Source organism: Pontixanthobacter aestiaquae, assembly GCF_009827455.1.
In the GTDB taxonomy this organism is placed as follows: Bacteria; Pseudomonadota; Alphaproteobacteria; order Sphingomonadales; family Sphingomonadaceae; genus Pontixanthobacter; species Pontixanthobacter aestiaquae.
Genome location: NZ_WTYZ01000001.1, coordinates 1,967,314 through 1,985,971, shown reverse-complemented (window position 1 = coordinate 1,985,971; position 18,658 = coordinate 1,967,314). Strand labels below are relative to the sequence as shown.

The 18,658-nt window shown below is 56.5% G+C and carries 17 protein-coding genes and 1 tRNA gene; 2 read left to right on the top strand and 16 right to left on the bottom strand.

Translation table 11 applies throughout. The features are described 5' to 3' along the window. Positions 1–14: 14 nt before the first annotated feature. Entirely contained in the window at positions 15–1,205 is a 1,191-nt protein-coding gene (locus GRI35_RS09500; protein WP_160613940.1) for an SPOR domain-containing protein, read from the bottom strand. Next, complete coding sequence (locus GRI35_RS09495; protein ID WP_160613939.1) at positions 1,189–2,208, bottom strand: lytic murein transglycosylase; 1,020 nt, start codon at positions 2,206–2,208, stop codon at positions 1,189–1,191. Before GRI35_RS09495 ends, GRI35_RS09500 begins: the two co-directional genes overlap by 17 nt. A 151-nt stretch (positions 2,209–2,359) precedes the next feature. Between GRI35_RS09495 and GRI35_RS09490 the strand changes: the two genes are divergently transcribed. Next, a tRNA-Ser gene (locus tag GRI35_RS09490) sits at positions 2,360–2,449 on the top strand. A gap of 5 nt (positions 2,450–2,454) precedes the next feature. On the opposite strand, the gene GRI35_RS09485 is transcribed toward GRI35_RS09490, so the two are convergent. From GRI35_RS09485 to GRI35_RS09460, 6 genes are read right to left on the bottom strand one after another with little or no spacing between them, the layout of a single operon-like run. Continuing rightward, on the bottom strand, positions 2,455–3,198 hold the full coding sequence (locus GRI35_RS09485) for a sulfotransferase-like domain-containing protein (protein WP_160613938.1): 744 nt from the start codon (positions 3,196–3,198) through the stop codon (positions 2,455–2,457). Beyond that, entirely contained in the window at positions 3,195–4,112 is a 918-nt protein-coding gene (locus GRI35_RS09480) for an aminotransferase class IV (protein ID WP_160613937.1), read from the bottom strand. Before GRI35_RS09480 ends, GRI35_RS09485 begins: the two co-directional genes overlap by 4 nt. Position 4,113: 1 nt before the next feature. Beyond that, entirely contained in the window at positions 4,114–5,970 is a 1,857-nt protein-coding gene (locus GRI35_RS09475) for a cation:proton antiporter domain-containing protein (RefSeq protein ID WP_160613936.1), read from the bottom strand. A 23-nt stretch (positions 5,971–5,993) separates the two neighbouring features. Then, a complete protein-coding gene (gene lpdA, locus GRI35_RS09470) occupies positions 5,994–7,403 on the bottom strand; it encodes a dihydrolipoyl dehydrogenase (RefSeq protein ID WP_160613935.1) in 1,410 nt (469 codons plus the stop codon). Positions 7,404–7,438: 35 nt separating this feature from the next. Continuing rightward, entirely contained in the window at positions 7,439–7,849 is a 411-nt protein-coding gene (locus GRI35_RS09465; RefSeq protein ID WP_160613934.1) for a hypothetical protein, read from the bottom strand. A 4-nt stretch (positions 7,850–7,853) separates the two neighbouring features. Then, positions 7,854–9,146, bottom strand: coding sequence for a pyruvate dehydrogenase complex dihydrolipoamide acetyltransferase (locus tag GRI35_RS09460; protein WP_160613933.1), 1,293 nt, complete (start codon positions 9,144–9,146; stop codon positions 7,854–7,856). 146 nt (positions 9,147–9,292) lie between these two features. Between GRI35_RS09460 and GRI35_RS09455 the strand changes: the two genes are divergently transcribed. Continuing rightward, on the top strand, positions 9,293–9,748 hold the full coding sequence (locus GRI35_RS09455) for a universal stress protein (protein ID WP_290259003.1): 456 nt from the start codon (positions 9,293–9,295) through the stop codon (positions 9,746–9,748). Here GRI35_RS09455 and rnr read toward each other — a convergent pair. From rnr to GRI35_RS09415, 8 genes are all read right to left on the bottom strand, one after another. Then, positions 9,745–12,051, bottom strand: a complete 2,307-nt coding sequence (gene rnr, locus GRI35_RS09450; RefSeq protein WP_160613931.1) for a ribonuclease R — start codon at positions 12,049–12,051, stop codon at positions 9,745–9,747. The genes GRI35_RS09455 and rnr overlap by 4 nt on opposite strands. A gap of 64 nt (positions 12,052–12,115) precedes the next feature. Further along, the gene (locus GRI35_RS09445) at positions 12,116–12,706 is read right to left on the bottom strand and encodes a DUF805 domain-containing protein (RefSeq protein WP_160613930.1); all 591 of its coding nucleotides are present in this window, start codon (positions 12,704–12,706) and stop codon (positions 12,116–12,118) included. Positions 12,707–12,724: 18 nt separating this feature from the next. After that, entirely contained in the window at positions 12,725–14,272 is a 1,548-nt protein-coding gene (gene proS, locus GRI35_RS09440; RefSeq protein ID WP_160613929.1) for a proline--tRNA ligase, read from the bottom strand. Between the two features lie 45 nt (positions 14,273–14,317). Further along, positions 14,318–14,872 carry a polyhydroxyalkanoate synthesis repressor PhaR gene (gene phaR / locus GRI35_RS09435; RefSeq protein ID WP_160613928.1) on the bottom strand — a complete coding sequence of 185 codons (555 nt, stop codon included), beginning with the start codon at positions 14,870–14,872 and terminating at the stop codon, positions 14,318–14,320. A gap of 98 nt (positions 14,873–14,970) precedes the next feature. Next, complete coding sequence (alr, locus tag GRI35_RS09430; RefSeq protein ID WP_160613927.1) at positions 14,971–16,008, bottom strand: alanine racemase; 1,038 nt, start codon at positions 16,006–16,008, stop codon at positions 14,971–14,973. Next, a complete protein-coding gene (locus GRI35_RS09425; RefSeq protein WP_160613926.1) occupies positions 16,001–17,635 on the bottom strand; it encodes an MFS transporter in 1,635 nt (544 codons plus the stop codon). Before GRI35_RS09425 ends, alr begins: the two co-directional genes overlap by 8 nt. A 39-nt stretch (positions 17,636–17,674) precedes the next feature. Further along, positions 17,675–18,130, bottom strand: a complete 456-nt coding sequence (locus GRI35_RS09420; protein WP_160613925.1) for an iron-sulfur cluster assembly scaffold protein — start codon at positions 18,128–18,130, stop codon at positions 17,675–17,677. Continuing rightward, positions 18,127–18,651 (bottom strand): CvpA family protein, encoded by a 525-nt coding sequence (locus GRI35_RS09415; RefSeq protein WP_160613924.1) that lies wholly within the window; start codon positions 18,649–18,651, stop codon positions 18,127–18,129. The genes GRI35_RS09420 and GRI35_RS09415 overlap by 4 nt, the downstream gene beginning before the upstream one ends. Positions 18,652–18,658 lie beyond the last annotated feature (7 nt).

The window sequence follows — 18,658 nt, the reverse complement described above, 5'->3', positions numbered from 1 at the left end:
CGGGAGCCGGCAGTTTATCCCGCAGTGAATACTCGTGCATCGCTATAGCCCGCTGCGCGGACCTTTGCGAGCGCTGCCTCTGCCTGTCCACGGTTGGTGAACGGTCCGGTGCGGACGCGATAAAAGCGGCCTGACTTCTGGATAAAGCCATTGAGCGAGTTTGCCGCGCGTTTTGCGTTGGCTTCGCTCGAGAATGCGGCGGCTTGTACTACGAAAGCACCTTCGGCTGCCGGTGCAGGTTTAGGCGCTGGTCGAGCAGCAACACCCAGCACGGGACGCCTTGGTGCAACGCGTGTTTCTAACGGAGCAACGACCGGACGTTGCTGCGGCGCAACCTGTGCCACGGTTCGCGGGGTTGCAGACGGTCTTGGTGCAGTTACAACAGCACGTGGCGCGCGGGATAGCGGCGCCAGCGGATATGCTGTCACGGCCCTCCGCTCCTCGGTGAAGGCTTGGGCAAAAGATGCAGCTGTCGCTTTTGGAACTGTGGTCGATGCGGCTCGCGCAACAGGCGTTGTCCGCGCAGGCGCGCTAGCAACCGCCGGAAGCTCCCTCGAAGGAGTTGTCACTTGCGACGGAACAGCATTCGGCTGCGCCACTGCCAGATTGACCGAGCCCGTCTCAGGCAATTTGCGTTTAAGGACCGTCAGCAGCGATTTGGGTGTATCCATCCGCGCATTGGCGGTCTGCTCCATGCGCAATTTTGCACGCTCTGATTCGGGCGGGTTGGTTCGGCGAACGCGGATTGGCGCTCCGCTTTGGACGCCGAGTTGCGTCAACGCGCGGGGCGATAACGCGGCAACATGATTATTACTCATCGGTCCGCGCCGTTCGGCTCTTGCGAGAATGGTCTTGCCGGTTTCCAGCGATGTCAGCTCGACATAACTCGGCAGTGGCAGCGTTTTATGTGCGATGGAAACCGAATTGCCGCCATCGCGATCAAGCACTGCATAGCCGACTTCATCGAAATTCATCGTGTCGAGAGGGGTGTAAAGCTGCCCGTCCACTTCGTATGGCTCACCCACAACCAGCGGATAGTCATCTTGCGGACCGGTTTCCGCTGCAACCGCCGGCCGGTCGGCAGCCGTCGCCAGCGGAGGCAAATCGCCTCCACCAAAACGGCCACAAGCCGCCAGCAATACAGAAAGGCCCAAGACGCAAAAGCGCTTTAGGAAACGGGTCTGGATGTCAGTTGGCAATCTCATCTGCAAGCAATCCCACACTCATTGCGTAGTAATTCGAGCAGTTATATTCGAGGATAACCCTATAATTTGCGGTTAAGAGCCATGCAGGTTTTCCCGGTCCATCGGGCTGGAAGAAGGACGCCATGACGTCATCGGCCAGATATTTTTGCGGTTGAACTCCCAATTGCCGCCATTCTCCAACGGTTTTCCACTGGCTATGACGCTCATGAACGCGCGAGCAAACGGGCGAAATTATCTTGTTTTCAATTGCCGCACGATCAAGATTTGCCGGTACAGACGCACGAACGCCCCATGGCTGGCCCGTCCTCCAACCCGAATCATTGAAATAGCGCGCGATCGAGGCAAGCGTGTCAGCGCGGTTATTGAATATATCCGCGCGGCCATCGCCGTCACCATCGGTCGCGAGGCGCAGGTAGACGCTGGGAAGAAATTGCGGATTGCCAAAGGCCCCCGCCCAACTGCCGACCAATTGCGACCGCGAATAGCCTTTATCTGCAACCTTCAGCAGCGCAATCCATTCGCTCTCGAACAGATCACGGCGGCGCCCCTCCCAAGCAAGCGTTGCGAGCGACCGCGAAAGGTCGAAATTGCCCTTAAAGCTGCCGTAATTCGTTTCATGGCCCCATATCGCCATCAATATCTCTGATGGTACGCCAAACTGCTGTTCTATTTCCGCGTGCAAGCCGCGCGTTGCCTTATGCATCTCGCGCCCACGGCGGATACGTGTCGGGTTGACGTGCGTGTCGATATACGGGGCAAGCGCCGGATAGCCAGTGCGGGTCGGAGTGCCGGGTTGACCGCGATCAAGACTGATGACTCGTTGGTTTGGTGTCAGCCCCGCCGTCATCCGATTAATCGTGGACTCGCTCACACCCTCTGCACGGGCCTTTGCCATGATGAGTTGCAGATAGGCATCGAACGATAGGTCTTGCGATACCGCCGGAGTGGTCGGCGACATCGTCGCAAGTGCAGCGGCGGCAAACAGTGTAGCACGAATTTTCATAGTTCATCCGTGTCACATTCAACCTTAATCGCAAGTGCATATCGATAAGCAGATGCGAAAAACTCGCGAGAGCGGGCTTTTTGTGACCTGATCCTACGGCAGACCAAATTTGCCCCTTTACCTGCGAAAAAACCGCACCTAATGCGCCTTTGGGCAGTTGGCAGAGTGGTCGAATGCACTAGTCTTGAAAACTAGCGAGGGTGCAAGCCCTCCAAGGGTTCGAATCCCTTACTGCCCGCCACTGGCTCAACTTTTTTCTTCGCGAGGCTTCAGCGCACATTTGCGCATCGCTTCGTAATACGGCCGACATTGTTCGGCGAGCTTTGCCGCGGCTCCATCCAGCTTAGGCGGAGGACCGGGGGCTGGACCAAACCCAGTCGATGCCGCGACTTTGTCATACCAGTGGCTCGCCCAGATTCCGTCATCCGGTTTGATGCCCGGCGTCCAGCTCAGCATGCCTTCATCCCAAGGGATGTTTAGGCGAGTACAAAGAGCCCGTAAGTGCCCCTCCGGGTCGGACAGGAATGCAGTGGACTCGATCACCGGAGGTACTGCGCCAGATTGCTCTCTGGCGCTTTCGAAATATTCCAGTTGTCGGTCGTATCGCAAATCATCGAACTTTACCTGCACACGCTTCATCGAATAACTTGCGATAACCCGCTGCGGGTCTCGGATAAGGAATGCATGTTTATGATCGGGAAAGTCGTTGATGCCGATCTCGCCAATCATATGGTGCGGCATATGCTTTTGGTACCATAGCTGCGCATTGTTTGGGGCTGAACCACGCATTGCGTCGGCTATGTTACCCCAGTTGCAATCCATATCCGCGATGATTTCGTCCGCCATGGGTTGCGGTTCGCCCGAGTCTTTCAGATAGGCGCCATAGAATGGCTCGTCGCTGACGGCGCAATCCGCTCGTGAGCCGAAGCTGCGCATCATCGCGGTGGAGATATTGCGCGGTCCGGACCACATCGCGATCCGGATTGTCATGCGCCACTCACATCGGAATGTAGGCGTTCAAGATAGAGTTTCTGCAAGCGCTCCACCATCGGGCCGCGCTCGGTGCCGATCTCTCGTCCGTCAACAGCGCCAACCGGAGCAAGCCCGGCAAACGTCCCTGTCGTGAAAGCTTCATTCGCACCGTAAACATCTATCAGCGAAAAGTTACGCTCGAACACGGGAATGCCTGCGTCCCGCGCGATTTCGATCACCATGCCTCGTGTAATTCCATCGAGACAATAGTCGCCGCTGGAGGTCCAGACTTCGCCGTTCTTCACAATAAAGAAATGCGTTGAATTGCAGGTTGCTACAAAGCCATGCGGATCGAGCATCAATGCTTCGTCTGCGCCTGCTTGCGTGGCTTGAATACAAGCCGTGATGCAGTTGAGTTTACTATGGCTGTTGAGCTTCGGGTCCTGCACGTCAGGATAGCCGCGCCGGACGTGAACCGTAAATAAGTTCAGCATGTTAGTCGCGGTTTCTGGTACCGGGTCTTTCCACTCCGGAATGATCACAATCGTTGCAGTAGAGATCACAACGCGTGGATCTTGGTACGGCGTTGAGCGAATGCCGCGCGTCACCATCAGACGGATATGGACACCGTCCCCATCCATCCCATTTGCCCCAAGTACCGCATAGAGCCGGTCGATCATTTGCTCTTGCGAGATACCGATATCCATCGCGATGGCCTTTGCTCCGCGATAGAGCCGCTCCAGATGCCTGCTAAGAAACGCAATTCGTCCTTCGTGAACGCGCAGCCCCTCCCATACGCCGTCGCCCAGCATAAACCCGCTGTCGAAAACGGAGACTTTCGCATCTGGCCGCGCGAAATGCTCTCCGTTCACATCGATAATCACGCTGTCATTGCGTGCATCGGCAGCATAGCTGTGTGTGCCCTTGCCCATTTTATTGCCCTCTGTTCAGGATTTCATCCATCTGTTCGCGCATGATCGGATCCCATTCAGCACGAAGCTCCTTGACCTTGGCGATCAAGGCTTCGTTCTCGTCGAAAGGTATATCCATGTCGTATAGATCGGCGACTTCGCGCATGGCCCTGCGGTCCATTTCCTCGAACGCGTCTTTGGCGGCGACGGCTTGCTGACGGTCCATACCCAGCGCTTCATAGGCAGAGCGACCCATGCGCAAGGTGCTATCATAGGTTTCTCGGATGATGTCACGGCACCCATAAGCCCACAGTTCGTAGACATGACTGCGGTCGACCGCACGGGCTGTCACATGAAGGTCAGGGAAATGTTTGACCGCATATTTGACCAGCTTGTCGATCTGCTCGCGTTCGTCGAGAGCGACCACCAGCAGCTTTGCTTTGTCGATACCGGCCGCATGGAGAAGATCAGGCCTGGTTGCATCACCAAAATAGGTGCGAAACCCGAACTTCCGGCTGATCTCAAGCTGGCGCGAGCTATAGTCGATCACAGTGGTGTTGAACCCGGCTGCCTGCAGCATGCGGTTGACTATCCCGCCAACACGGCCGCTTCCCGCGATAATGACGGGGTTTTCCTCGTCGATATGATCGGCTTCCCGCTCGCTCTTTCCTATGTAGTGCGGCGCGATCACCTTCTCATACAGAATGAAAAGCAGCGGCGTGACCAGCATGGTAAGCGCAACGATGAGCAAAAGCAGGTCAGCGAGCGCATTGTCAAACACTGCATTGGCGACTGCGAAAGCAATCAAGACAAAAGCGAATTCGCCAGCTTGCGGGAGGCTGAGGCAGAACAGCCACAGGGCCTGCTTCCTTAATCCGTAGAACCAGCCGACGCCGAGCAGGATGATGAACTTTGAGACTATGACAACCGCCGCCCAGAACACGACTTCGCGCCATATTTCTGACGCGAGGACGAAGTCGATCCCGGCGCCGACGGTGATAAAGAATAGACCCAGCAAAAGCCCTTTGAACGGGTTGATATCGCTCTCGAGCTCGTGGCGATACTCGCTGGTAGCCAGAACAACGCCCGCCACAAATGCTCCGAGCGCTGGCGACAATCCAACAAGCGACATCAGTACTGCGATACCGATCACTACTGCCAGCGCGGCCGCAGTGAATAACTCGCGCAAGTTCGCGGCGGCGATGTACCGGAACAATGGTCTGATCGCATAGATACCTATTCCAACGACTGCTGCGACAGCACCAATCCGTACCAATGCGGCGAGCCAAATCGGGAGACCTGCGGTGAGATCGAGTCCGCCATGACCGCCCTCACCACTCTGACCTCCTCCGGCACCATAAAGCTCGGGCATGGCCAGCAGGGGGAGCAGCGCAAGCATCGGGATGACCGCGACATCTTGTACCAACAAGACTGAGAAACTTGCTTCGCCGCCTTCTGACTTCAGCAGCTTCTTTTCGGTAAGCGTCTGGATGATAATAGCCGTCGACGACAGCGCCAGGACCATCCCGATAGCTAGCGCCGTCTGCCAGGGATTGGAGTTGAGAAGCCCGATTCCGGTGATTGCTAGAGTAGTTAGAACAACCTGCCCGCCGCCCAGACCGAAGAGCTTACCGCGCATGTCCCACAGGCGCTTTGGTTCAAGTTCAAGCCCGACGATGAACAGCATCATCACCACGCCGAATTCGGCGAAGACCTGCATCGCTTCGACATCGACGCCGAGCAGCGCAAGCAGCGGGCTGATGGCCATGCCCGCCAGCAGATATCCGAGAACCGAACCGAGCCCGAAGCGACTAGCGAGAGGCACAGCTACAATCCCCGCAACGAGGATCAGGAGGGCCAAAATCAGGAATGACGTCATGCCATCATTCCTGCCTTATCTGGTCAGATATGCAAAGCCTTGCCGTAGGCGCCAAGCACGCTTTCGTGCATCATCTCGCTCAATGTGGGGTGTGGGAACACTGTCTGCATAAGCTCTGCCTCGGTGGTTTCGAGTTGTTTGCCTACCGTATAGCCTTGAATCAGCTCGGTCACTTCCGCGCCGATCATATGCGCGCCGAGAAGTTCGCCGGTTTTGGCGTCGAATACGGTCTTGATGAATCCTTCCGCCTCTCCCAGCGCAATCGCCTTGCCGTTGCCGATGAAAGGGAAATTGCCGACTTTCACCTCGTAGCCGGCCTCTTTCGCTTTCGCTTCAGTCATGCCGACACTGGCGATTTGCGGGTGGCAATAGGTGCAGCCGGGGATGTTATTGCGGTCGAGCGCGTGCGGATGTGCGTCCTTATTACCCATTTCCTGCGCGATAGCTTCAGCAGCAGTCACGCCCTCATGGCTGGCCTTGTGCGCAAGCCACGGTCCGGGAGTGCAATCACCAATGGCCCACAGCCCTTTCGTTTTGGTTCGGCCGTATGGATCGATCTGGATAAATCCGCGATCCATATCGGTCAGTTTATCCAGACCGATATTCTCCGTGTTGGGCTGGATGCCGATAGCGACGATCGCATGAGTGAACTCGTCGGTGATGACCTTACCGTCTTTCCCTTTGATCTTGGCTGTGACACCTTTTGACGTCACTTTCAGATCCTCGAGACCAGTACCCGTCAGGATATTCATGCCCTGCTTCTTGAGCGACTTCTCAAGGAAAGTAGATACCTCCGCATCCTCGACTGGAACCAGGCGGTCGAGCATCTCAACTACGGTAACATCCGCGCCCATATCATTGTAAAAGCTGGCAAACTCAATGCCGATCGCGCCGGAACCGATGACCAGCAGTTTCTTCGGCATTTCGGGCGGTGTCATAGCGGTCCTGTATGTCCACACACGCTTTCCATCTGCCGGTGCAAAGGGCAGATCACGAGCACGAGCGCCAGTTGCGACGATCACGTGCTTGGCGGTGAGTTTCTCTTCGCCCTTATCGCCTTTTACTGTCAGAGATGTCGGGCCAGTCAGCGTCCCCTCGCCCATGTGAACGGTGATTTTGTTCTTCTTCATCAAATGCGCGATACCGCTGCTCAATTGCTTTGCGACGCCGCGGCTGCGTTTCACGACGGCCTCGAGATCGGCCTCGATCCCCTGTGCCTTCAGGCCATAATCGCCGGCATTCTGCATATAGTGGAATATCTCCGCAGATCGCAGCAGCGCTTTGGTCGGTATGCAGCCCCAATTAAGGCAGATGCCGCCGAGGTTTTCACGCTCCACAATCGCGGTCTTGAGACCTAACTGAGCGCAGCGGATCGCCGCAACATAGCCACCGGGGCCGGAACCAAGAACGATAACGTCGTAAGAGGAAGCCATAATTATTCCACCAAATGTGTTGTGAGCTGTGGGGCTTAACCCGCTATCAACTCTATATATTTTGCTTCGACCCAGCCATATTGGCACGGGCCGCTATAGGGTTCGGGTTTGGCGACAGAACTACTGACGCGGCAGTCGCCCAATTCTTGTTTATCGCCGGATGGATAGACAACACCCTGCCAACCCTCATCAGCCTCGCATAGCCAGACCAGCGATCCGAGCGGCAGTTCGTATTTATGCTTCCCGCCCTCATGCGCATCCAAATAGACACGCATGAAATCGCCCTTCTTCGGGGCAAAGCGCGCAATCCGGCCGATACCGGGGCAAGCGTCTGCCTCGGGGCCTTCCATTCCAACGTAAGGCACCCGGCCATTGTCTTCGATGCCGTCACTCGTTGTCGAGACGGCAATCAGCGCGGTTGAAAGGATGAACGCCAGCGAATTCATGGTGTTAGGCCAGCAATCCTAGGGGGTTCTCGACAAGGGTTTGGAACGCCTGCATAAACTGTGCACCATCAGCGCCGTCAATGGCGCGGTGATCGAAGCTGCCTGTCGCGCTCATCACCGTTGCGACCGACAGCGCGCCATCGACAATATGCGGACGCTTCTCGCCGGCACCTACGGCAAGGATCATCGCTTGCGGGGGATTAATCACTGCATCGAACTGCTTGATCCCGAACATGCCGAGGTTGGAGAGGCTGGCAGTACCACCCTGATATTCATGCGGTTGCAGTTTACCGTCCCGCGCTTTGCCGGCGAGCTCTTTCATCTCGGTCGAGATGGCCGAGACCGTCTTGTTGCCAGCATCGACAATGATCGGCGTAATCAGACCGCTCGGTGCAGCAACCGCGACAGAGATATCGGCCCGCGAGAATGTGCGCAGTACATCACCGCCGAAGCTGACATTGCATTTCGGAACCTGGATCAACGCCTTGGCAAGCGCCTTTATTAGCAGATCGTTGACCGACAACTTGATGCCCTGCGGCTCCAGCGATGCGTTCAGTTCACCGCGCAGCTTCAAAAGCGCGTCTAGCTGCACATCAACGGTCAGATAGATATGCGGAATGGTTTGCTTCGCTTCGGTCAGGCGGCGTGCAATGACCTTGCGGACATTATTAAGCTTCTCGTCCTCATGCGGGATGCCGAAGTCGGGCAGATCGGATGGAGTAGCAGGTGCCGCAGGAGCGCTTGCTGGTGCAGACGATGCCGCTGGTGCCGCAGCGCCCGGCTTCGCATCTTCGACATCGGCTTTGACGATCCGGCCATTAGGGCCGCTGCCGTTGATTGAAGCCAAATCGATGCCCTTTTGCTCGGCAATCCTTTTCGCAAGCGGCGAGGCAATGATGCGGTCGCCGGGCGATGCGGTAGGCTTGGCAGGTGCCGGAGCGGGCGTCGGTGCCGGAGCGGGCGTGGCGGGCTCTTCTTTAGCCGGTTCGGTTTCAGCTTCTGGTTTAGACGCAGTTTCCTCAGATGCCGCCGCAGCAGCTTGATCCGGATCCTCGTCTTCGCCAGCCAGAATCGCGATCACGGTTCCGACCTGAACGCCCTCGGTGCCTTCTTCGACTTCAATAGCGATAATAACGCCTTCATCGACGGCTTCGAACTCCATCGTGGCCTTATCGGTCTCGATCTCGGCCATGATATCGCCGGAATTGACGGTGTCGCCCACTTTTACGAGCCACTTGGCGAGAGTGCCCTCTTCCATGGTGGGCGAGAGAGCGGGCATCTTGATCGGGGTTGGCATATCGGTCCGGAATATCCTGTTTTGGCCTACGCAGTCTCTCTGGCCAATTTGCGCGTTTCGGGCAAGGTTCTTGCGCCGAATACGTTTTCACTAGATACAGCAAAGCGCAAATGGCCGACCGTCTAGGTTGTCGTAAGGGAATTCGCGTGCGGACCTATCTGGTAATCATGGACGAGACCGACGAAGCGCGCAAAGCGCTGCGCTTTGCATCACGCCGTGCACTGACCACAGGCGGCAATGTGCATATTCTTGCGCTTGTCGCAAAGCAGAACTTTAGCGCATTTGGTGCGGTACAAGCGACTATCGAGGAAGAGGCGCGTGACCGGGCCGAAGTGCTGGCTAGCAGCGCGGCAGGCAATCTGTTTTCCGAAAGCGGGAAAATGCCCACGATTTCGGTCAAGACCGGCGAAGGTCAGGCCGTGATCAAGGACTATCTTGGCGAACATCCAGAGGTTGCAGCTTTGGTATTAGGCGCCGCAGCCGAGGGACAGCCCGGCCCGCTCATATCGCATTTTTCCGCGCATTCGGGATCGCTACCCTGCCCGCTCTATATCGTTCCCGGCAGTTTCTCTAACGAAGAGATCGACCGCCTCACGGCTTAGCGCTTTTTCTTGCCTTGATGGCGGATATTGCCTGGTCTGCCGCGCTTGCCCTTCATATATTTGCTTCCGCTATTGCCCTTGTTCTGAGGCCTGCCCTTGTGGCGAAATGCGGGGCGATTCCCGCGCGGCTCAATCGGATTGCCATCAGAATCGAGCGGTACGAATTTTAGCGCGCCAGTAAGCGCGTTTGCCTCGCCCAATTGCAGCTCCAAACGATCGCCGGATGAGTAGCTGACACCGCTGCGCTCACCGACAAGCGACTGTGCGGTTTCGTCGTAGCGGAAATAGTCCGAGCCGAGCGTCGAGACCGGTACAAGACCATCACCGCCCAGTCCCTCAATGGTCGCGAAGAAACCGAAGGATTGCACACCGGTTATGCGTGTTCTGAAAGTTTCGCCCACCCGGCCGGATAACCACGCCGCTACATAGCGGTCGATCGTGTCGCGTTCCGCTTCCATGGCGCGGCGTTCGGTTTTGCTTATCGCATCGGAAATCTGGCTAAGATCTTCGCGGTCCTTGTCCGAAAGACCGGAATGCGGCGGGAGGTCCGCTTTGGGCTTGGGTTGTTCCAGCTGATAGGCATCAACCAACGCGCGGTGCACCAGAAGATCGGCATAGCGGCGGATTGGCGACGTAAAGTGCGCATAAGACGCTAGCGACAGGCCGAAATGGCCCATATTGGCCGGACCGTAATAGGCTTGGGTTTGGGTGCGGAGGACTGCCTCCATCACCTGAGCCTTCTCAGACTCGTCGGTGACATCCTTCAGCATCCGGTTGAACAGGCTTGGCGTGATCACTTGGCCAAGCGCCAACTTTTTGCCGAAAGTTTCGAGATAGTCCTTTAGCGCGACCAGTTTCTCCCGCCCTGGAGTTTCGTGGACGCGATACACAACAGGCGCGGTCTTCTTCTCCAGCGCTTTGGCAGCAGCGACGTTGGCGGTGATCATAAATTCTTCGACAACGCGGTGCGCATCAAGCCGTTCGCGGACCGCGATCTCAGCAATTTTGCCTTGATCGTCGAGCATCACGCGGCGCTCGGGCAGATCAAGTTCCAGCGGATCACGGGCTTTGCGGGCTGTATCAAGAACCTTCCAGCATGCCCAAAGATTTTGCAGGTTTTCCGACGCGTCCTTCTCGTCGATCCGGCGCTGCGCTTCTTCATAAGCAATCACTTCGTCGATTTTGACAATTGCGCGGGTGAAACGGGTCGAAGTAATCTTGCCGGTTGATGAGATAGTGACGTGGCACGCCATTGCCGCACGGCCTTCACCTTGGCGCAACGAACAGACATCGGCGCTGAGAATCTCCGGCAGCATGGGCACGACACGATCTGGGAAGTACACCGAGTTTCCTCGTTTGCGCGCTTCGCGATCCAGTGCTCCACCGGGGCGGACGTAAAAGCTGACATCGGCAATCGCGATGACAGCTTTAAAACCGCCCTCGCCATCAGGCTCTGCCCAGATAGCATCATCATGGTCGCGCGCGTCGGAGGGGTCGATGGCAACAATCGGTAGATGCCGCAGATCTTCGCGCTTCTCTTCACCCAGTGGCAGCTTCGCGGCGATCTCAGCCTCGGCCAAAGTCGATTCCGGGAAGACATCTGGGATGCCGTGTTTAGAAATGGCGATAAGACTAAAGCTCTTTGGAGCAAGCGGGTCACCCAGCACTTCGACGACTTTGACCCCTGCGCGCGGACTACGACCGGCAGGTTCAGCCAGCACCAACTGCCCTTCTTCGGCATCCCCAAGATCAGCAATCGGCGACGAATCACGCACCCGTTTGTCGACCGGCGCGAGCCAGCCTTTGCCAGAGCCATCCAGCTCGACAACACCCATCAGACCCTCGGTCCGCGCGGGCAGCTTCTTCATGATGTGTGCCTGCCAACCGCCGCCAACTTCTTCGTTGCGGGCAAGGATGCGATCGCCGATTTTCAGCGCAGCATGACGGACTTTGCCGCCTTTCTTCTCGATAATGCGGATACGCGGCGGAGGTGCGCCATTATCCGGCTCCCATGCATCGGGAATAGCGAAAGCTTCCCCATCCTCGATATCCATGACTTTGAGAACGGTGACTTTCGGAACCCCACCCATCCGGTGATAGGCTGTGCGTTTGCCGTCGATCAGGCCTTCTTCGGCCATATCTCTCAGCAGCTTCTTGAGCGCGATCTTTTCCTGACCTTTGAGACCGAAGGCTTTCCCGATTTCACGTTTGCCCACAATCTGGTCCGAGGTCTGGATAAATTCGAGAACCTGCTCGCGCGTTGGCAAGCCTGGAGGCGGCTGTTTTATGGGACGTTTAGACATAGGCGGCCTATGGACGGGGTATCGGCCGGTGTCACTCTAATAGGCGCGTTACCTGATGTTGTCGCTAAACCTTGGTCGGTCCATCGGCATATTGGTTCGGCGTTTGCTGCGATTTGATCATCCCGATAGCCACAATGATCAGCACGACCATCCAGCCGATAAGGTCTTGGGCAATCATTCCCGCTTGCACTTCCGGGTTACCGCCAGCCTGAGTCGTTGCGACGGCATCGCGAAACGTTTCGCTGAGGCCATCCAATTGTCGGTATGAGAAGTACATCCACACCAATTGCAGTCCAAGCGGAATGGCCAAAACCAAGCCCGGGAGCCCGCTATCATGCGCGCGCCGAACCAAGGCAGCAGCCATCAGTGCAATGTTCAAAAGACCGAGCCAAAGGCCCGTGCGAACGAGTGTTGCCGGCAATCCCTGCTCCATCATCGCGTCAAGCGCGGCGGCTTCTACTGCCGCGGTGTCGTTGGGATTGGCGACTGCGCTGGCTTCAGTGAAGACCCCGACCAGTCCGGGGATCGTGGCCGCAAGCATGATGACTATGTTCAACAGTACCACAAACAAAAAATACCGCCAGAATACCCCTCGACCATCGCGGCCCTTGAAATCAAACAGGCGTTTCAAATTGTATCCGATGGCAGCAATCATGACAGGTTCTCCAGATACTTAGTATGCGCGCGCGACGTAGATCCGCTCAACCGCGGTGTCGCCAGTGAAAATACATGGCTGGTCGATTGGTGCAGCGTCCATCGGTACATTGCGGATGGTCAATTTGAGTCCCTTGAGCTGTTCAACCACCTGCTCCAGCGCTGCACCGGTTGGTTTGGACCATTGCACCTCTACCCAGCCCGGATATTGCGTATTGTCATTATAGAAGTCCGCAAGCTGATCCATTGTCGTGATATCGCGCGTGATATTTGCATCGCGACGCTCTTGAGCTTCTGCAAACAGATTGGTCTGAATTTCTTCCAGCATGGCCGGAATTTGCTCGGCGGCATCATGTTTCGAAGGCGCGTGGAAATCGGGCTTGCCGCTTTCGGCCCACAAAGCATCGCGGCGTAGCAAGCTGACCACGCCATTATCCATATCGCGGCTGCCAACTTCGACAACAACCGGCGCGCCTTTGCGGACCCAATCCCAACGCTTGGCAGCTGCTTTGCCGTGGCTTTTATCGACCATCACGCGAACTTTCTCACCACACGCGACCGTGCCTTTGAGCGAGTCTTTCAAGCTGTCGCAATAATCTACAATGGCAGCATCCGCCGCTTCGTCCTTGCCGCGCAGCATGGGCAGGATAACAACCTGCCATGGGGCAATGGTGGGTGGAACGCGCAAACCATCATCATCGCCATGCGTCATAATCACGCCGCCGATCATGCGGGTGGAAACCCCCCAACTTGTCGTGTGGCACAATTCCTGATCGCCATCCTGGTTCTGGAACTTGATGCCAGCCGCTTCGGAGAAGTTGGTGCCGAGATAGTGCGACGTGCCAGCCTGCAGTGCTTTGCCATCCTGCATCATGGCCTCGATCGACCAGGTCTCAACTGCACCCGGGAAACGCTCATTTTCGGGTTTTTCACCGGCAATCACCGGCATCGCCAAATCCTCCTCTGCGCAGGCACGATACACTTCAAGCATCCGCAGCGTATGCTCTTTGGCTTCCAATTCGCCATCATGTGCCGTGTGTCCTTCTTGCCAAAGGAATTCACTGGTCCGCAGGAACATGCGGGTGCGCATTTCCCAACGCACGACATTGGCCCATTGGTTTAGCTTCAAAGGCAAATCCCGCCAGCTTTGAACCCAGCGCGCCATCGCGTCGCCGATGATGGTTTCCGATGTCGGACGGACCACCAGAGGCTCTTCCAACTTTGCCTCGGGATCGGGCACCAATCTGCCTTTGCCATTGGTGATGAGGCGGTGATGCGTGACGACCGCCATCTCCTTGGCAAAACCGTCGACATGCTCCGCTTCGCGTTCAAAATTCGAAAGCGGGATGAAAATCGGGAAATAACAATTATCGTGGCCAGTATCCTTGATCCGCTGATCGAGCAGGTACTGCACACGCTCCCAAATACCGTAGCCCCATGGCTTGATCACCATACAGCCGCGAACGCCCGATTCCTCGGCCATATCAGCGGCGGAGATGACTTCTTGATACCACGCTGCAAAATCGTCAGCGCGTTTCACCGTTAAGGCGTGGCGGATGTTAGACACAATAATTCCTGTTTTGTCTGATGTGACGCTGGCGAAGTAGCAGCGCTACTTATCGATCTCGTCGAGCTTCTTTTGCATCTCTGCCATTTGTTTGCGCAGAGCTTCGATCTCGTCATTCTGGCTTGGCGCTGCAGATTGTTCGCTGTCTTTGGCGCCTGGCAAAATCGCTTCACCAACGGCGCGCATCATGGCCATGTTGGTCTCGTGTATCTTGGCGAGCGGGTTATTGCCGAGGCCCTGCTTGAAAGCCTCTTGAATCTTCGCCTGATTGGCACGGAAGTTCGCCATGGATGCTTCCAGATATTGCGGCATCATCGACTGCATTGAATTGCCATACATGGAGATCAGATCGCGCAGGAAACCAACCGGCAGCATCTGTTTACCATTGGCCTCTTCATCCATGATAATCTGGGTCAGAATAGAATGCGTTATGTCGTCTCCCGACTTGGCGTCGACCACCTCGAACTCGGTCCCTTCGCGAGTCATGGCGGCGAGATCATCAAGCGTGATGTAGCTTGATGAGGAGGTATTGTAGAGCCGCCGATTGGCGTATTTCTTGATAGTGACCTTATCGCCGGTCTGCGCATTGCGCTTGGCCATGGAAGAGCCCTTTATGTTGCAGTTGATGTTGCGTTAGCACTCGCAACATGTGCAGCGCAACATATGCGGTGCACTTACCCCTCATTGTGACACTTTTATTAGTGAAAGCGCGGCCCCAAAATTGTCAGCAGCTCATATTGCGACAGACCGCTAGATTGGGATGCCTCGGGCAGACTATAAGGCACTTCTAGCCAATCGCCTTCGAGCAGCTCAGGCGCATTGGTGAGGTCGATGACAATCATGTCCATGGAGACTTTGCCGAGAAGCGGGAGCAAGCGGCCGGCGTGAGTAAGGAACCCGTTGCCTGCCCAGCTCCGCAGATAGCCATCGGCGTATCCAAGTGAGACCACCCCCACGCGCATATCGCAGTCGGCTGTGAAAGTTGCGTTATAGCCCACGCAATCGCCAGCGACGAGATTGCGGACCTGCATGATTGCGGTTTCCGGATAGGCAACTTGCTGGATCAATTCGGCCAGCTCGGCACGTGGTATCCCGCCGTAAAGCGATAGGCCTGGTCTGGAGACATCGAAATGATAGTCGGATCCAAGAGCCACACCAGCGCTGTTGGCAAGGCTAAGCTGCGAATGCTTGATCGCCGAATGGCAAGAGGTGAATGCGGCCCTCTGCTTCTCGTTCATAGGGCTGGCTTCATCGGCGCAAGCAAGATGCGACATCAGTATTTGAACGTCCAATACCTGAACCGCTTCTTCCGCCAGATCATGTGGATTTATGCCCAACCGGTTAATGCCGGTATCAATCATCAGATGGCAGGGGCCGCCTCCAGTGTCGCTCCAAATGCGCGCCTGCATTACCGAATTGATAACCGGCAGAACGCCTACCGATCGCGCATATGCCGCATGGTCGCCCGTGATCGGACCATGCAAAACTGCAATCTGTTCTGGCGGAACATGCCGGGCAACAGCGGCAACCTCGCTCCAGTGGGCGACAAAAAATAGCTCAGCACCCGCATCACGCAAAGCGGGAACGCATGCTTCAACGCCAAGCCCGTAACAATTCGCTTTTACTGCCGCTCCGGCCTTCGCGGTTCCGCTCATGCCATCCAGCGTCCGCCAGTTGCTGGCGAGTGCACTGGTATCAATGCGGAGCCGCAGCGTTGGCGGTGGCGCGTCAGGCATTCTCTTCAAAATCGCGCGGCGGTCCGTCTGGCAGGCCCCACCATGCGACTGCGACGCCAATTGCCACCACGACCCAAGTGTACCACAAACCAGCATAGACATCACCGCTACGCGCTACGATGAAGCCTGCGATCAGTGGCAAGAAGCCTCCGAGATATCCTGCGCCGATATGATACGGGATCGACATCGAACTGTAGCGGATTTTTGGCGGGAACATTTCCGACAGCAAGGCTGCCACGGAGCCATATGTGAGAGCAGATAGCGCCCCGAGTATGAGCAGCAAACCGATGATGCCAAGCACACTGCCGATCGGCGGGGTCTGCTTCGAGAAATCGAAGCCTTGTTTGGTCAAAGCCGCCAGAATGCCATCGCGCCGTGCATCGCCGTCTTCGAGCCAGCTATCCTCGATCGCCACGGCTTGCCCGCCAACGGTCAAGCCCAATTCCTCGGCGTCATTCACCGAATAGGCCACGCCATTGGCGGTAAGCGTTTCAAGAACCGTGCCGCATGGTGTTTGCGTCCGGTCGAACAGTTCGGCGAACGGATCTGTAACACATTCTCTACCTGCGACGACGACCGGATTGTCCTTTGCCGCTTGCGCCAGACCCGGATTGGCAAGGCTGCCCATCGCCCAGAAGATCGGGAACAGTGCCGCCAGAGTGAGCAGCGCCCCGATGATTATTGGTTTTTTGCGCCCCACAGTATCGGACCATTTGCCGACAACGATATAGAACCCCATCGAGACGAGGCCTGCGATCAGCAAGATCATTTCGACTAGGCCGTCATCGACCCGCATCGGTCCGCGCAGAAACGATAGCCCCGAGAAAAACGCGGTGTACCAGATTGTTGTCAACACGCCGGTTACGCCGAATAAAACGATGAAAATTCTCTTCTTGTTCCCGGGATAAGTGAAGCTCTCGACAAACGGGTTGCCCGCCGTCTGGCCCGATTCCTTCATGGCTTTAAACACGGGGCTCTCATTAAGTTTCAGCCGCATCCACAGCGAGATACCCAATAGGATAATCGATAACAGGAACGGGACGCGCCAGCCCCATGCAATGAAGTCATCTTCGGGGATCAGAAGCCGGCATAGAATGACAACCGCTATGCTGAGTACGAACCCGCCGGCAACGCTGGCCTGAATGAAGCTGGTATAGAAACCGCGCTTGTCCGATTTGGCGTGCTCCGCGACATAGATTGCAGCGCCGCCATATTCTCCGCCGAGTGCAAGGCCTTGAAGAATACGCAGCAAAATCACGATGATCGGCGCGGCAACGCCAATGGTAGCGTAGCTCGGTATTAAGCCGACACCCGCGGTCGCGATTCCCATCAGGGTTACTGTGACGAGGAACGTGTATTTCCGCCCCAGCTTGTCACCAAGATATCCGAACAGGATCGCGCCTACTGGGCGAAAGCCGAAACCAATCGCAAAGGTCGCCCAAACAAGCAATATTTCGAGCGTTTCGTTCCCGCTGGGGAAAAACACGGGGCCAATAATGTAGAAGAGCGTCCCGTAGATAAAGAAATCATACCATTCAAAAATCGTCCCTGCGGACGAAGCGCCGATAACGAGTCTGATTTCTTTCTCACTCGGCTCATGAATAGTTGGTGCTGCGGCTTCGCTCATAGCGGTCGGACCCTCCCCAAGAATCTTTAAGAGCGGCTTCTAGCCATGTGTTTCCGCCTTGGAAAGCGCCGCTATTGCCGCTCTCCACGGCAGCAGGATCGCCTCGTGCCGGGCAGGATAGGCTTTGGCATCAACCAGCAGCACGAGTTTGGGCCAGTCGGGCACATCTGCATCATTCGCCAGCCAAGCCTCCAACGCATTCAGAGCCTGCATCAGATCAGCCTTCGTTTTGCCTTTCCCAGATTCGGCAAAGATCGCGGCTGATGCCTGACCAATAGCGCAAGCGGAGACCTGTAGTCCGATGGATCTGATCGACTTATTCTGACTTGCGTCGATAGAAATTGCCAAAGTGCTGCCGCATGATCTTGAACGGACTTCGGCGTGCAGCGTTTGGGCCTTGTTGATTGGGTAGTTGGCTAGCTCGACTGCCAGACCGAGAATTTCCGAGGTGTAGAGCCGCCCGACACTCTGGCCAGCACCTTGCCCCGCGCTCAATTGGGTTCTTCCGCTTCTTCAGCCCTCAAGGTGGACCGCCGCTCCTGAATCATTTGAACCAGCCCATCAGCGCCAGCATTGACCACCGGATAGGTCCGCGCAGTTGTTATCCATGCCGGTCTGCCTGCCACGCCCCACGCTGCGTCATATCCGAGGACCAGCACCGAAAACGCCACAACTACAATCAGCGCGCCCTTTATCGCTCCAAACCCAAAGCCAAGCACCCGATCAATCGGTCCAAGCAACGACGCGCGCGAAGCCTCACCTGCCCGGCCCGCAATCAGCTTCATGCCGGCATAAGGAATGAGCAGCAGCAATGCGAAGGCGAGAATAGCCACCGCGGTATTATATTCCAGATACTCGCCCAGTGCCTGATAGAGCGGCGTATGCAAATAATGGATGGCAAAAATCGCCAGCAACCACGCGGCGAGTGACAACATTTCCTGCACCAACCCGCGCAAAAAACCGCCAACTGCCGCCACACCGACGATAATCAGTACAATGAAGTCAAAACCGGTCATATCGGCC